General features: G+C 74.2%; 14 protein-coding genes and 1 riboswitch. Of the genes, 2 read left to right on the forward strand and 12 right to left on the reverse strand.

The genetic code is table 11. The features are described 5' to 3' along the window. Positions 1 to 11 precede the first annotated feature (11 nt). Entirely contained in the window at positions 12 to 416 is a 405-nt protein-coding gene (tatA, locus tag AC24HA_RS09990; RefSeq protein WP_425709454.1) for a twin-arginine translocase TatA/TatE family subunit, read from the reverse strand. Positions 417 to 446: 30 nt separating this feature from the next. On the opposite strand from tatA, the gene AC24HA_RS09995 reads away from it, so the two are divergent. Then, positions 447 to 1,268 carry a glycerophosphodiester phosphodiesterase gene (locus AC24HA_RS09995; protein ID WP_425709455.1) on the forward strand — a complete coding sequence of 274 codons (822 nt, stop codon included), beginning with the start codon at positions 447 to 449 and terminating at the stop codon, positions 1,266 to 1,268. A 25-nt stretch (positions 1,269 to 1,293) separates the two neighbouring features. Here the strand turns inward: AC24HA_RS09995 and AC24HA_RS10000 are convergent, their stop codons facing one another. Continuing rightward, complete coding sequence (locus AC24HA_RS10000) at positions 1,294 to 3,351, reverse strand: helix-turn-helix transcriptional regulator (RefSeq protein ID WP_425709456.1); 2,058 nt, start codon at positions 3,349 to 3,351, stop codon at positions 1,294 to 1,296. Between the two features lie 34 nt (positions 3,352 to 3,385). Here AC24HA_RS10000 and AC24HA_RS10005 point away from each other — a divergent pair, with 34 nt between their 5' ends. Beyond that, complete coding sequence (locus AC24HA_RS10005; protein WP_425709457.1) at positions 3,386 to 4,510, forward strand: DUF3866 family protein; 1,125 nt, start codon at positions 3,386 to 3,388, stop codon at positions 4,508 to 4,510. 27 nt (positions 4,511 to 4,537) lie between these two features. On the opposite strand, the gene AC24HA_RS10010 is transcribed toward AC24HA_RS10005, so the two are convergent. The 10 genes from AC24HA_RS10010 to AC24HA_RS10055 form a co-directional block, all read right to left on the reverse strand. Continuing rightward, on the reverse strand, positions 4,538 to 4,930 hold the full coding sequence (locus tag AC24HA_RS10010) for a PH domain-containing protein (protein WP_425709458.1): 393 nt from the start codon (positions 4,928 to 4,930) through the stop codon (positions 4,538 to 4,540). A gap of 185 nt (positions 4,931 to 5,115) precedes the next feature. Continuing rightward, positions 5,116 to 5,961: an ATP phosphoribosyltransferase gene (gene hisG / locus AC24HA_RS10015; RefSeq protein ID WP_425709459.1), complete on the reverse strand. Its 846-nt coding sequence runs from the start codon at positions 5,959 to 5,961 to the stop codon at positions 5,116 to 5,118. A 35-nt stretch (positions 5,962 to 5,996) separates the two neighbouring features. Further along, positions 5,997 to 6,260, reverse strand: coding sequence for a phosphoribosyl-ATP diphosphatase (locus AC24HA_RS10020; RefSeq protein WP_425709460.1), 264 nt, complete (start codon positions 6,258 to 6,260; stop codon positions 5,997 to 5,999). 5 nt (positions 6,261 to 6,265) lie between these two features. Beyond that, the gene (locus AC24HA_RS10025; RefSeq protein WP_425709461.1) at positions 6,266 to 7,327 is read right to left on the reverse strand and encodes an ABC transporter substrate-binding protein; all 1,062 of its coding nucleotides are present in this window, start codon (positions 7,325 to 7,327) and stop codon (positions 6,266 to 6,268) included. Positions 7,328 to 7,329: 2 nt separating this feature from the next. Continuing rightward, entirely contained in the window at positions 7,330 to 8,145 is an 816-nt protein-coding gene (locus AC24HA_RS10030) for an ABC transporter permease (RefSeq protein ID WP_425709462.1), read from the reverse strand. Between the two features lie 79 nt (positions 8,146 to 8,224). Continuing rightward, a riboswitch (FMN riboswitch) is annotated at positions 8,225 to 8,363 on the reverse strand. A 75-nt stretch (positions 8,364 to 8,438) separates the two neighbouring features. Further along, the gene (locus AC24HA_RS10035; protein WP_425709463.1) at positions 8,439 to 11,003 is read right to left on the reverse strand and encodes a hypothetical protein; all 2,565 of its coding nucleotides are present in this window, start codon (positions 11,001 to 11,003) and stop codon (positions 8,439 to 8,441) included. A gap of 120 nt (positions 11,004 to 11,123) precedes the next feature. Then, positions 11,124 to 11,495, reverse strand: coding sequence for a hypothetical protein (locus tag AC24HA_RS10040; RefSeq protein WP_425709464.1), 372 nt, complete (start codon positions 11,493 to 11,495; stop codon positions 11,124 to 11,126). 139 nt (positions 11,496 to 11,634) lie between these two features. Beyond that, positions 11,635 to 12,303, reverse strand: coding sequence for a ribulose-phosphate 3-epimerase (rpe, locus tag AC24HA_RS10045; protein ID WP_425709465.1), 669 nt, complete (start codon positions 12,301 to 12,303; stop codon positions 11,635 to 11,637). A 103-nt stretch (positions 12,304 to 12,406) separates the two neighbouring features. Continuing rightward, the gene (locus AC24HA_RS10050) at positions 12,407 to 13,918 is read right to left on the reverse strand and encodes an RsmB/NOP family class I SAM-dependent RNA methyltransferase (protein WP_425709466.1); all 1,512 of its coding nucleotides are present in this window, start codon (positions 13,916 to 13,918) and stop codon (positions 12,407 to 12,409) included. Next, positions 13,915 to 14,862, reverse strand: coding sequence for a methionyl-tRNA formyltransferase (locus tag AC24HA_RS10055; protein ID WP_425709467.1), 948 nt, complete (start codon positions 14,860 to 14,862; stop codon positions 13,915 to 13,917). The genes AC24HA_RS10050 and AC24HA_RS10055 overlap by 4 nt, the downstream gene beginning before the upstream one ends. Between the last annotated feature and the right edge of the window lie 62 nt (positions 14,863 to 14,924).

Here is a 14,924-nt window from a genome sequence, read left to right on the forward strand (position 1 = left end):
CGCGCCACCGGCTACCCGGCGGAGCCGGAGGGCGGCTGCTGCCGACCGGGGGCGTGCGTGCTCGGTGGCCGGGAGGACGCGTGGTCGTCCGGGGCACGGTCGTCATCGGAGCCCGCCGGGCGCGGATCCGGTGCTCCCCCGCGTGGCGACCGGCCGCCGTCTCCCTCACCCCCGGGTGCCCGACCACGGTCGTCGATGCCACCGTCTCCCGTGCCACCGTGGGCGCCGGGGTCCTGGTCCGCGCGGCCGGACGGCGCGTCGTCGTCCTCGCGCAGCTCGCGGACCTCCTTCTTGAACACCTTGAGCGACTTCCCGATCGACGAGGCGATGTCGGGCAGCCGCGAGGCGCCGAAGACGAGCAGGATCACCACGACGAGCACGAGGATGTGCATCGGCTGGAGGCCGTTGCGGAACATGGCGGTCACCTTCGTCGGGGAGGATGGAACATGCCCAGGATAGACGCCCGCGCCGGATCAGGACCGGAGGGCGGGGCGGCGGACGACCACCTCGAGGTCCTCGGGCACCGCGGGGCGTCCGCCGAGCGCCGCGAGAACACGCTCCCGGCGTTCGTCCGCGCGGTCGAGGTCGGTGCCGACGGCGTGGAGCTCGACACGCACCTGTCGGCGGACGGGGTGCCGGTGGTCCGGCACGACCTGCTGATCGGCCGCCGGGCCACGCGCGAGCTGACGGCGGACGAGCTGGGGCGCCTCGGCGTCCCCACGCTCGTCGCCGCGCTCGACGCGATCGAGGTGGCGGCCGGGGATGCCGGGAGCGACCCGTGGGTGCTCGTCGAGATCAAGTCGGCCCCCGACGGCTCCCTCCCGTGCGCCACGCCGCGCGAGGTCGTGGCCGCCGTCGGTCAGGTGCTGGCGGGCCGCTCCGGCGGGCCGGGGTGCGTGCTCGAGTCGTTCGACCGGGCGGTGCTGGCCGCGGCGGCCGAGCTGCTGCCCGCGCTCCCCCGCGCCGTGCTCGCCGACGGTCCGTCCACCGCGGCAGGCTCGCCGTTCCTCGGGCCCGCGACCGAGGCGTGGGGAGATCCCGACCCGGTCGCGGCCGCCCGTGCTCTCGGCGCTCTCGCCATCGCTCCCCGGCACACCTGGTTGGGTCCGGAGCTCGCCTCCCGCGCGCGGGAGGCCGGCCTGGAGACATGGGCGTGGACGGTCAACTCGGTGACCCGCGCCGCGCGGGTGCGGGCGCTCGGGGCGAGCGTGGTCATCACGGACGACCCCGCCCGGATGGTCCCGGCCCTGCACCCGGGGCGGGAGTAGCCCGCGGCTGCTCGGCCCTCGTCGCTCAGCCGCCGTAGCGCCGCAGTGCCGCGCGGGCGGCCGCGCGCACCCGCTCGGCCTGCTCCTCGGGTCCGATCGCGGTGACCTCCTCGCCCAGGTCGAGCATCGCCCCGACGAACCAGGCCCGGTCGGCCACGCGCAGCCGGACCCGCACACCGCCGTCCGCGAGGTCCTCGGTCGCGATCGACGGCACGGTCTCGGCGAACGGCCGGGCCGCCGACGTCAGCTCGACGACGACCTCCTCGCCGATGTCACCGACCTGCCCGGTGCGCTCCGGCCACGGGTGCTCCTCGACCGGTGTGTCGGTGATGTCCGCGGTGACGATCCGGTCGACCCGGAAGGTCCGCGGCGCCCCGGCGCGCAGGCACCATGCGGAGAGCAACCAGTCGTCCGCGTCGAGGACGAGTGAGCGCGGATCGACGTCGCGCTCGGTGCGCACGTCGCCGCCGGAGACGTAGACCAGGTGCAGGCGCCGTTCCAGCCGCAGCGCCTCTCGCGCGCGCGACAGCGCGACCGGGTCGGCACCGGGCACCGCCACGTCGATCGCCCGCGCGACCGTCGACGCCGTGCCCGCGGCGACCTCGAGCTTGTCCGCGAGACCGTCGATGAGGGCGGTGGGCATCCCGACCGAGCCCGCGACGGCGCGCAGCGGCCCGAGGGCGACGAGCAGGAGGACGGCCTCGTCCGTGGTGAGCCGCAGCGGGCGGGCGAGCCCCTGGTCGTTCGCCAGCGAGATCACGCCGGACTCGAAGGCGTCGACGGAGAAGTCGATGAGGTCGTCGTGCTGGTAGCCGGGCAGGCCGGTCACCCACAGCAGCTCGACGTCGGCGATGACCTGCTTCTCACTGACCCCGAAGTGCTCGGCGAGCTCGGTGACGCTCTGGTCGCCCTTCTCGTGGAGCCGCAGGACCAGCGAGAGCAGCCGGGCCAGCCGGTCCTCGGCCCCCTCGCGACGCGGGGCGGGCTTGGTCGGGGCCGTGGTGCCCGTCTCCTCGGCGACGGGCGCCGAGGAGACCGGCACCGCGGCCGCGCGCGCGAGCCGGCGCCGCACGGCGTCGACGAGTGCCGGCGGCGCGAGGGCGAGGGCCACGTCCCCGAGCGCCGCGACGTCGCCGGCCAGCCCCTCGAGGTCGTCGGTCGTGAGGTCGAGGACGTCCCAGCCGTCCGGGACGAGGTCGGTGGCGGGCGCGGGATCCCTGTCCGCCGCGTGCCCGTCGGCAGCGCCACTGTCCGCCGCGTCCCCGTCGGCGGCGTCGCGGCCCTCGCCCGCCCGTGCGCGCACCACGGCCCCCCGTCCCGGCGCGAGCGCGAGGCTCGCCTCGGCCCGCTGACGACGCGACGCGCTCAGCACGGCCGACAGGTCGAGGTCCGCGGGTGCGGGCACACGCTCCGGGGCCTCGGCGTCGCTCACCCTCCCGCGCACGCGCGAGAGGTGGAAGACCCGGACGGCGCCCCGGTCGTGGTCGTGTCCCACGAGGTACCAGGAGCGTCCGCGTGCGGCCAGTCGCCACGGGTCCACGAGGCGGGTGCTCAGCTCGCCCGTCGAGGCGGCCCGGTAGTCGAACCGGACGGCACGTCCCGTCTCCAGCGCGTCGAGGAGCGCCGTGAAGGCCGGGCCCGGCTCGGCCAGCCCCACGCCGGTCCGGCCCCCGGGGCCGCCGGAGCGGACCTCGGGGGCCAGCCCGCGCAGCTTCGTCAGTCCGCGCTGGGCGGGAGCGCTCGTGGCGGCGTCCCGCCAGACCCCGGCGGCCGCGGCGAGGACCGCGGCCTCCTCGGCGGTCGGCTCGAGCTCCGCGACGCTCTCGTCGTCCCCGCCGAGCCGGTAGGCGATGTCGGTGAGGTGGACGGGTGAGACGGTGGTGAGCAGCGGGACGCCCAGCGAGCGCAGCGAGTCCTTGTCGCGCTCGAACATCCGCTCGAACGCGTCGTCCTTCTGGCCGCCGTAGCCGTGGACGAGTCGCCGCACGTCGGACTTGGACAGGCCGCGCTCGGTGGACCTCAGCGCGGCGAGGAGGTTGAGGAGTCGCTCCTCCTTGGTCACCCGGACCTTCGGCTCGCTCACCCCCTCACGCTACCGGCGGAGGTAGCGTGACGACGTGATCCTGTGGCGCGCCGGGACGGTGCTCTCCCTTCGACGCGAGTGGTCGGGCGCCGTCGAGCTCGAGGTCGACGTGGACGGGCGGTCCGTGCGCGCACTCGCCTACCCGGCGCTCGTCGGCTCGCCCGTGCCCGGCGACCGGGTTCTGCTCAACGTCACCGCCCTTAAGAAGGGCCTCGGCACCGGGGGCTACGCCCTCGTCGTCGCCCTGCCCGACCGGCTCCCGGCCGACCCCCCGCCCGGGCCCGGCCATCTCGTCAAGGCGCGCTACACGCCGGGGCAGGTGATGGTGCTCGGCGTCGACGAGCAGGAGTCCGCCCACCACGGCACCCTCGAGGACGCCGACGACCTCGGCGGGACGCCCGTCGTCGTGGCCGACCTGCACTCCGCACTGCCGGCCGTGGTGGCCGGCGTGCACGCGGTCCGGCCGGGCGCACGCGTCGCCTCGCTCATGACGGACGGCGGCGCCCTGCCCGCCTGGTTCTCGCGAACGGGGGCGGCTCTCAAGGACACGGGCCTGATCATCGGCACCGTCACGGTCGGTCAGGCGTTCGGCGGCGACGTCGAGGCCGTCACCGTGCACACCGGCCTGCTCGGCGCTCGCCTCGTGCTGGAGGCGGACGTCGTCGTCGTCGCCCAGGGGCCCGGCAACCTCGGCACCGGCACACGCTGGGGCTTCTCCGGGGTCGCCGCGGGCGAGGCGCTCAACGCGGCCACCGCCCTGCGGGGGCGCGGCATCGCCGTCCTGCGCATGTCCGGCACGGACGCGCGCGAACGTCACCTGGGGCTGTCCCACCACTCCGTGACCGCGCTGGGGCGGGTCGCGCTGGCGCCGAGCGACGTCGTCGTGCCCGGCGGGCTGTCCTGGCCCGGCGAGGACCTGTCCCCGCTGGTGGAGGCGCGGCTCGTCGACACCCTGGACGGCCGCCACCGGCGCGTCGACCTCGACGTCCGTGGGGATAGGGCCTCCGGCGCGCCGGACCTGCTCGCCGCGCTGCGGGGCGTCGAGGAGGCCGCGGGGCTACGCCTGTCGACGATGGGGCGCGACCTCGATGCCGATCCCGTCCCGTTCCTCGCGGCGGCGGCCGCCGGCGCGCACGCGGGGAGCCTGCTGGACCGCTGACGGCCGACACCCGGGGCGGCGGCCCGGTCAGCCGCGGGAGGAGCCGTTCCCGAGCTCGCGCGCGTGGAGCTCGACCAGCGTCGACAGTCGCGCCGCCGCCACGGTGGCACGCCGCCCGTCGCTGCGCTGCACGGCCATGACGGCGAGCGTGCTGGAGTCGGCGAGGTCGAGGTTGGCCCAGGGCCGGTGCTCGCCGTACTCGACGCCGAGGATCTCGGCCCACTCGACGCGCCGTCCGGACAGGAAGTTGCGGACCGTGAGCCCGGCCTCGTCCGGCAGCGCGGCGACGCGCGCCTGGCGCTCGAGCACCCCGACGATGATCAGCGCGAGGAGGGCGGTGAGCAGCTGGTCGGTGAGGTCCCAGTGCTCGACGCCCGGGATCCGGCCGGTGAGCAGGATGATCGCGGCGGCGCCGATCACGACGGCGACCTGCAGCGACCGTGCGACCAGCGGTACGAGTCTTGGGCGGATCGGTCGGTGGAGCCGGGCCCGGACCTGCTCGGGCCGCTCGTGACCCTTCGGCGCGCCCTGGCCGTCGGACGCACCTGGGCCGTCAGCGGCTCCCGGGCCGTCGGGTGCCGCTGGGCCGTCGGCCCCGTCGTGCGTCACAGGCGGCTCGCGAGGATCGAGGTGACGAGGATCGCGCGGGCCCCCGCCGTGTAGAGGTCGTCCATCACCTTGTTGACGCCGGCCCGCTCGACCATGACCCGCACGGCGACCCAGCCGTCGTCGCGCAGCGGGGAGATCGTCGGCGACTCCTGTCCGGGCGCGAGCGCGACGGTCCGCTCGACGTCCTCCTTGCGGACGTCGTAGTCGATGAGCACGAACTGGCGGGCGACGAGCACGCCCTGGATGCGACGGTCGAGCACGGACAGGCCGTCCGGCTCCTCGCCCGAGGCCCGCCGGACGAGGACCGCCTCGGACCGGAGGATCGGCTCGCCGAAGGTCGTCAGGCCGGCGGCCGCCAGGGTCGAGCCGGTCTCGACGACGTCCGCGACGGCGTCGGCGATCCCGAGGCGGACGGCAGACTCCACGGCGCCGTCGAGGTGCACGGTGCCGGCGTCGATGCCCCGATCGGCGAGGAACGCGCGCACGACCGTGTCGTAGGAGGTGGCCACCCGCAGCCCGGCGAGGTCCTCGACGCGCCTCGGTCCGTCCTCGGGCGCGGCGAACCGGAAGGTCGAGCGCGCGAAGCCGAGCGCCCGGTGCTCGACGGCGTCGGCACCCGAGTCGAGCAGGAGGTCCCGTCCGGTGATGCCGCAGTCCACGGTGCCGGCACCGACGTAGACGGCGACGTCGCGCGGGCGCAGGAAGAACAGCTCGACCTCGTTGTCGGGGTCGGCGACGACGAGCTGGCGGGCGTCCCGACGTCGGCGGTACCCGGCCTCGGACAGGAGGTCGGCGGCCGGCTCGGACAGGGAGCCCTTGTTGGGCACGGCGATACGCAGCATGTGGGGGTCTCTTCCGTGGTGCGGGCGGGGCGCGCTCAGAGGTGGCGGTAGACGTCGTCGAGCTGGAGGCCGCGGGCGATCATCATCACCTGGACGTGGTACAGGAGCTGGCTGATCTCCTCGGCCGCCGCCTCGTCGCTCTCGTGCTCGACGGCCATCCACACCTCGGCGGCCTCCTCGACGATCTTCTTGCCGATGGCATGGACGCCCGCGTCGAGCTGGGCGACGGTGCCCGAGCCCTCGGGGCGCTCCTCGGCCTTGGCGCTCAGCTCCGCGAACAGCTGGTCGAACGTCTTCACGCGCGTCAGTTTACGGCGCTCTCGGCGAGCACGACCGGGGTGTCCGGCAGCGCGGTGATCGCGGCCTCCGGGTCGACCTCGCCCTCGAGGAGGCCCGCCGAGGACATGAACTCCGCCATGGCGGCCCAGCGCTCCGCGTCGATCGTGCCGCGGGAGTCCGCGTCCCCGTACAGGGCGGCGGTGGCCTCGGAAACGGCGATCGCGGCCGCGCGCGCGTCCTCGCCCGTGAGGTCGGGGACGTGCGTCGCTGCGACGTCGACCGCGCCCTCGGGATCCTCGGCCATGTCGGCCATGCCGCGCAGCACGGCGCGCACCACGGCGGCGACGTCGCCCTCGCGCTCCCCCAGTGCCGCGTCGGTGGCGACGAGCCCGACGCCGACCAGCGGGACGTCGTCGCCGAGGGCGATCTCGCGCACGGGGGTGCCGGCGCGGGCCAGGCTGACGGCGTCGTTGTTGACGAAGCCCACGACGGCGTCGACGTGACCGGCGGTGAGCGCCGAGACCTGGGTGAAGCCGATGGTCTGGACGTCGACGTCCTCGCCGCCGCCGGGCAGCGTGGCCAGAGCCGCCTGCAGGCCGAACCAGGTCTGACCGAACTCGCCCGGCACGCCGACGCTGGCGCCGGCGAGGTCCTCGAGCGTGGTGATCCCGGAGTCCTCCGGCGCGAGGACCGCGACGGGGTAGTCCTGGTACATGGTGGCGACGGTGGTCAGACCCGCGCCCTGGGCGACGGCCTGGAGCATCTCGTCCCCGCCCGCGACGACGACGTCCTCCTCGCCGGCCTCGGCGGCCGTGAACAGTCCCTCGGAGGCACCGTGGTGCCGCAGCTCGACGTCGACGCCCTCGTCCTCGAAGTAGCCGCGCTCCTGCGCGATGTAGAAAGGCGCGAACTGGACGTCCGGCACGTAGGTGAGGCCGATGGTCAGCGGCTCGCCGCCGGAGCCGGCGTCGCTCCCGGACTCGGTCGGGCTCTCGGTGCCGCCGCCGCAGGCGACGAGCGTCGTGGCGGCGAGGCCCGCGACGAGGAGAGCGGCGGCGCGGCGCACGGTGCGTGGTGACGTGGTCATGGTCAGGCTCCTTGACGGTGGCGGAGGTGGCGCTGCAGGGCCCCGACCGCGGCGAACAGCGACGCGGCGAGGACGCAGAGGACGGCGAGGATCGAGAACAGGCCGACCGTGTCGGCGGACGCTCCGCGCGCGGAGAGCAGCATCCCCAGCCCGCGACCCCCGGTGACGATCTCCCCGACGATGGCGCCGGTGAGGCTGAGCGTGACGCCGTTGCGCACGCCGGTGAGGATCGCGGGCACCGCGAGCGGGAGGAGGATGCGGGCCAGCAGGACGGGTCCGCCGGCGCCGTCGAGGCGGGCTGCCTCGACCACGTCGGGGTCGATGTGGGTGAGCCCGTACACGGTCCCCAGCAGCATGGGGAAGAACACCATGAGGGCGCACAGGACGACGACGGGCAGGACGCCGTAACCGAGCCACAGCGCGAGCAGCGGGGCGACGGCCACGGCGGGCAGTGCCTGGGACGCGGCGACGTAGGGCTCGAGCACGCGGCGGGCGAGCGTCGAGGAGGCGATGACGATGCCGAGCGGCAGGGCGACGGCTGCGCCCAGGAGCGAGCCCCAGCCGGCGGCGACCAGCGTGGGCCAGAGGTAGGCGCGGGCGGGGCCCGCGAGGTCCTCGGCGACGCGGGCGAGGATCGCGCTGGGCGCGGGCAGGAAGTACGGGTCGACGGCGCCCGCGCGGGAGGCGGCCTCCCAGGCGACCAGGACGATCAGGCCGAAGGCGAGCGGCGCGAGCGCGCTGCCGGGGCGGGTGCGCTCCCGCGTGCGGGAGTCGGCCGAGGCGCGGGCGTCGTCGTCGTGCTCGATGGCCTGTGCCACCCGTTCCTCCTCCCGGTCGACGTGGCGACCGGGGCGAGGGGACGCGGGCGTCCCGAGAGGGTGGGCCGGATGGCCCACCGCGTGCTTCCTCTCATCCGGACTTTGACCGTCGGTCCCGGAGTTCCACCGGATCGGCCCTGACCACGCGTTGCTCTGCGTGGCCTCGGGTTCGCGGACTGTTACCGCCGGTTCGGATTTTCACCGACCCCGGAGCACGTGCTCGAGGGTCAGTGTACGACGACCGGGCCCGTTCCCACGACAGGGGCCGGGCCCGGTGGCGGAACGAACGAGGATCAGTCCTCGTCGTCCTCGGCATCCGCCGCGAGGTTGTCGTTGTCGGCCCGGGTGCGGGCGTCGTTCATCCGTCCCTCGGCGTCGTTGGTCATCGAGCCGTACGTCGAGCCAGCGCCGTCCTCGTGGTCGTTGAGGTAGTCGACGAACTGGGCCCGCTGATCGTCCGTCATCCGGTCGTAGGGGATCACCGAGCCGTCGCTGTCCCAGAACTGCGACCCGGCGTCGAGCTCGCGACCCGTCGCCTGCTCCCACCCCGTGAACGACGGCGACCCGTCGAAGTTCCCGGCCGCAGCGACGGTGGCGTAGAACCGGTCGTTGACCATCGCGTTCTGCGCCTGCTGCCACTCGGCGCCGGTGGCGCGCTGCGCGTCCTCGTTCCCGGTCTCGAACATGGCCTCCAGCACGGGGTCCGCGGCCCAGTCGATCCCCTTGTCGACGGCACCGCCGACGACCGGGATGTCGTCGAAGGGCACGAGGCCGATGCCCGCGTTGGCCATCGTCTGCATGTACTCGTTGTAGCTGTCGAGAGCGCCCGCGCTGTCGCCGTTCTCGTTCGAGAGTGACTCCAGGACGAATGCGTCGAAGTAGCTGCCCCGGCCGAACGCTTCCTGTGCGGCGTCCATGTTGCCGCCGGTCAGCGCCTCGTACATCCCGTTGTTGGTGTGCGCGCAGCTGGCGTTGAGGATCCGCTGCAGCGCGGGCGGGTTGTTCGGGTCGCCCTGCGTCGTGCCGTCCTCGCCGGGCATGACGATCGACTCGGGCCGGTCGTACCCGAGGTCACCGAACACGTGATGGAGGTTGTTCAGAGTGGAGTTGCTGAAGGTGATGTCGTACGTCCCTCCGTCACCCGCCCCGACCCCGTCCGCGGTCGCCTGGCCATCGAACCCGGTGTGGAGGTCGTCGACGTAGGTTGCCATGACGGTACCCATGGCAGGCCGCAGGGACATCATGTTGAACCCGGCCCTGGTCTCCGCGGTGTCGCCGGCGATCGGCTCGGACCCGGCGATCGCGTCGTTGTACCCGACGATGGACTGCTGCGCGAGCTCGACGGACTCACGGTCGCCGTCGTCGAGGGCATAGCTCTCGAGGACGTCCCCCATCTCGACGCCGAGGTCCGGCATACCCATGACCGCGCCGTCCGTGGCGTCGCTTCGACCGTGCATGTAGTACTCGATGATCGACTGGGTCTCACCGTCTCCGGCAGGGATGTCGGCGAGCAGAAGCCCGTAGGCGGCCTCCTCGCTCGTCCCGGCGGCGGCCAGCAGGTTGTGCAGCGGGTCGCGGCGGGGATCCGTGGGGTGCAGGTCGCCGAGCGGCGACGCACCCAGGTCGTACATGCTCCCACCCATGTGCGACGTGTTGGACCGGTGGGGGAAGTTCTCGGTGAGCCATTGGTCCCACTCGACCATGTCGGTACCGACGTGCTCCATGTAGTCACGGCCCACCTCGACGTCCGGGTTGACCTCCATGCCTGCGGCAAGGAGCTGGCTCTGGATGTCGTACCCGTACACCGCCGTGCCGTCCATGCCCTCCTCGTAGGGCTGCCCGGTATAGGGGTTGAAGCCCTCGCGGCCACTCGTCTTCAGCTGCTCGTACCACTCGGTGCGCCAGGTCTCCGTATCCTCGCGAGTGACCGGATCCATTCCCTCGAGCGAGCCCGTCGAGGTCGTGTACGCCCCGCCGAGGACGCTGAACATGTCGCGGTACTGCTCCTGCCTGTCGGGGTAGCCCTCGGAGGCGTCGATCCTCTCCATCAGGTGCATCGACACGGAGTTGACCCCGTCCGGACCGAGCCGTTCCATGAGCGCGGTCGCGAAGTACGGGTCGTCGGTGAGGTCGCCGTACGTGTCGACGATCTCCTGGATCGCGTCCTCGTCGCCGTTCTCGGCACGCTCCAGGAGGTCCTCGGCATGCTCTGCCTGCTCGTCCGCGACGTGGTCGCGCCGGCTGCCGTCAGAGATGGTGGTGCCCTCGGTCATCGCGGCGGCGATGTCCGCCGCACTTCCCTGCTGGGCCGCGGGGACGAACCCGTCGGTGAGCTCGGTGAGCTTCCTCGCCGCGGTGGCGGCCTCCTCGCCCAGGGTGTCGAGCGCCGTGTCGTACCGCTCCTTCATGTCCTCGCGGCGACTCTCCCGCTGGAGGTCGATCGACTCGATGGCCTCGGCCTTGTCCCGCTGGTTCGCGGGATCGGTGTAGTACGGGTCGGAGTTGATCTGGTCGAGGGCATCGTCGAACCAGGTGTCGACCTCGTCCCACTCGGTCTGCAGCCCCTCGATCGTGGATTCGCAGGTCTCGAACGAGGCTCCGACGTCCCAGATGCGCTGACCGGCGCCGCCCATGTTCTCGGCCGCGGTCTGCACGTGGCCGGACAGGATCGACAGCTCGGTATCGATCGCCGCGGCCGTCACTCCCTCCGGGAAGGCGCCACGCATCCGCTGCGAGGCCGAGCCGTCGGAGAGCAGGGTCTGCTGCAGGCGGCCCTGGATGCGCGAGACGTTGGTGCCCTGCACCATGAACGTCGTCGCCACACCGTCGGGCAGCGGGAGCTGATCGGCGCCGGCCATGTGGAGTCCTCTCGGATCTGGATCGGACGGGACCGACCCGGGGCGTGCGGAACGTGGTGTCGTGCGGCCGTGCGGCGGGCCGTGGTGCGGCTCGGCGCGTCAGACTTCGAGGACCACGGCTCAGACCTCGAGGAAGTCGAACCCGGTGCCGGAGTCGTGGTCGATCTCGTCGAAGCCCTCGGAGACGCTCACGGTGGACGAGCCGCACGCCTCGGTCGCCGCGGCGAGCGCGAGCAGGCCGGTGTCGTGCGTGGAGAGGAAGTCGGCGATGGCCGAGCGCAGGGAGGACAGGTCACCGGCGATCCGGTCGGGGCCCGTGCCGACCGCACGGTCCATGACGCCTTGGTCCGGGAGCTCGCCGGCGCCGTCCCGCAGGAGCATGCCGTCCACCCAGACGTCGTCCCCGACGGCGGCGGTCGAGTAGGGGTCGATCTCCAGCGTCATCTCGTGCTCCTCGTCGGCGGGCCACGACGGGGCGAGCAGCCCGGTCATGGGGTCTGCGTGGAGCGTGACCCGCGGACGGGTCCGAGAGGTGAACGACGAGTGACGTTCAGGTGCCGGCCGCCGGGAACGGGCGGGGAGAACTCCCCGTGGCGCCGACGGTCCTCCGGCGCCCGGCCGGGAGGCCTGCTCAGTGCGCGTGAGCGGCCGAGGCCAGCTCCCGCAGCGCGGCGATCTCGTCGTTCGCGTTCTCGGCGTTGTAGACGGCCGACCCGGCGACGAACGTGTCGGCGCCCGCGTCTGCGGCGCGCTCGATGGTCGCCCGCGAGATGCCGCCGTCGACCTGGAGGCGGATGTCCAGCCCGGCGGCCGAGACCGCCTCGCGGGCACGGCGGATCTTCGGCAGGACCGACTCGATGAACGACTGCCCGCCGAAGCCGGGCTCCACGGTCATCAGCAGGATCATGTCGAACTCGGCGAGGTGGTCGACCAGCGGCTCGAACGGCGTGCCGGGACGGATGGCGATCGAGGCCTTCGCGCCGGCCGCACGCAGCTCCCGGGCGAGCTTGACCGGCGCCGCGGCGGCCTCGGCGTGGAAGGTCACCGACGCGCAGCCGGCCTCCGCGTAGCCGACGGCCCACCTCTCGGGCGCCTCGATCATCAGGTGGGCGTCGATCGGCACCGGGCTCACGCGCACGCACGCCTCGACGACGGGCAGACCCCAGCTGAGGTTGGGCACGAAGTGGTTGTCCATCACGTCGACGTGCGCGTAGTCCGCGCCCGAGATCCGCGTGAGCTCGCCGCGCAGGTCGGCGAGGTCGCTGGTGAGGATGGACGGCGAGATCACGACGGGGGCCATGGACCGAGGCTAGCCTCCCGGCGACGCACGGGAGTACCGCTCGCGCCCCCGAGGGCCGCATCGATGTCCGCCTTCGGTCGGGCGGCCGTGCGCGCGCCCCGGATCAGGCCTCGCGGCGCAGGAGCGCGAGGAACATCGCGTCCGTGCCGTGGACGTGCGGCCACAGCTGGACGACGGTGCCTTCCGCGCCGTCCAGCGAGCTTCCGACGACGTCGTCGGCGAGTCCCCCGGCGACCGACCGCGTGATCCGGGCCGTGTCCAGCAGTGTGAGCCCCGTTCCTGCCCGCAGCAGGCGGGAGACCTGCGCGCGGGTCTCGGTGACATGCGGGGAGCAGGTGACGTAGGCGAGCACCCCGCCCGGGGCGAGGGCGTCCGCGGCGGCGTCGAGCAGTTCGCGCTGGAGCGCGGCGAGCGCGGCGAGGTCCTCCGGGCTCCGGCGCCAGCGGGCCTCCGGGCGGCGCCTCAGAGCGCCGAGCCCCGTGCAGGGCGCGTCGAGCAGGATGCGGTCCGCCCCCTCGCGACCGGCCTCGACGAGCGTCCCGGCCGCGCGGCGACCGTCCCCCACCGTCACCCGGACGTCGCCCTCGGCCCTGGCCACCGCGCGACGCACGAGGTCCGCCCGGTGCGGCTGGACCTCGTTCGCGACGAGCCGAGCCCCGCGGCGCCCCGCCTCCGCCGCGAGGAGGGCGGCCTTCCCTCCCGGCCCGGCACAGAGGTCGAGCCAGGTCCCGCCGTCGTCGGCCGCCGGACCGGTGAGTTCGGCGGCGAGGAGCGCGTGCGTCACGAGCTGTGAGCCCGCGTCCTGGACCCCTGCCCGGCCGGTGGCGACATCGGCGAGCTCGCCGGGCGCGATGCCGACGAGGTCGACCGCGCCCGGGAGCGGGTGCTGCTCCACGTCGCCGCCCAGGTCGCGCGCCTGACGGCCGAGCTCGCCCACGGACGACCAGCCGGGGCGGGCGACGAGCGTGACCCGCGCCGGGGTGTTGTCCGCGTCGAGCAGGTCGCCGAGCTCGCGTCCGTCGCGACCGTCGGCGAGCAGGGCCTGCTGCAGCGCGCGGACGATCCACGCGGGATGGGACTCGACGGCCGCCGCGACGTCGAACCACTCGCCGCCGCCGGACCGCGCGGCGTCCGCCACGTCGTCGAGCCAGTCCTCGACGTCGCGGGCCGCGACCTTCCGCAGGACCGCGTTGACGAGCCCGGTCGGTGACTGCCCGGCGACCTCGCGCACGAGCGTGACCGACTCGGCCACCGCCGCATGCGAGGGGACGCGCATCCCGAGCAGCTGGTGGGTGCCGAGCCGCAGGACGTCGCGGACCGGCGCGTCGAGCGCGGCGACGTCCCGTCCGGAGGCGAGGGCAAGGATCGCGTCGTAGCGGCCCCGCATGCGCAGGGTGCCGTACGCGAGCTCCGTCGCGAACGCGGCGTCGCGCCCCGCGATCCGGCGCTCGCGCAGCAGGCCGGGGAGCACGAGGTTGGCGTAGGCGTCGTCGTCGTGGACCTGCCGCAGGACCTGGTAGGCCGCCCGGCGGGCCGGGTCGGGTCCGCCGCGTCGACCGGGGCTGCGTCGAACCGGGCCGCCGCGAAGACCAGGACTGCGCCGTGCGTCGGTCATGCGCCCGGCCGGTGGGCGCCGAGCCGGTCGCCCGCCTCGAGCCGTGCGCCGCGGGCCCACGCGTCGGCCGCCATCCAGCTCTTGCCGGCGGGCGCGAGCTCGGTGAGCTGCAGGGCGTGCGTCGCCGTGCCGACGAGCACGTCTCGCCGGGTCTCCCGCAGCTCGCCCGGTGCGAGGTCCGTGACGTCCGGGCGCAGGGTGAAGGGCCGGAGCTTGAGCCGGGAGCCGTCGGGCAGCGTGGTCCAGGGGCCGGGTGACGGCGTCGTCGCCCGAGCCACGCGGTCGATGCGCTCGGCGGGCGCGTCGAGGTCGAGGAGCCCGTCGGACGGGTCCAGCTTGGGCGCCGTGGACACCCCGAGCGCGCTCTGCGGGGCCGGGTCGATCAGACCCGAGACGAGCGTCTCCAGCGAGCGCGTGAGCAGCCGGGCACCGGCGACCGAGAGGCGGTCGAGCAGCGCGCCGGAAGTGTCGGTGGGCTGGATCGTCTCGGTCATGGTCGCGAGCACGGGACCGGTGTCGAGCCCCTCGTCGAGGAGGAAGGTCGTGGCTCCGGTGACGTCCTCGCCGGCCAGGAGCGCGTGCTGGACGGGCGCCGCGCCCCGGTAGGCGGGCAGGAGCGAGAAGTGCAGGTTGACCCACCCGTGGGCGGTGGCCGCGAGGGCCGGCGGCGGGACGAGCAAGCCGTAGGCGACCACCGCCGCGACGTCGGCCCCGAGCTCCCGGATCTCCTCCACGACGTCGTCGTCGCGCAGGGTACGTGGCGTGAGCACCGGAAGTCCGGCCTCCGCGGCCGCCTCCCCCACGGGAGACGGATGGAGCGTCCGGCCGCGGCCCCGCGGCGCGGGAGCGCGCGTGAGGACCCCCACCACCTCGTGCTGCGACTGCAGCAGGTGGTGCAGGGCCGGAAGCGCCACGACCGGAGTACCGGCGAACAGGACTCGCACGCCTTCGATGGTAAGCGCCGTGCCGACCTGCTGCCTCCGCGAGGGCCGGCGGCCGGCATCGG

It is taken from the genome of Georgenia sp. Z1491 (assembly GCF_057652395.1).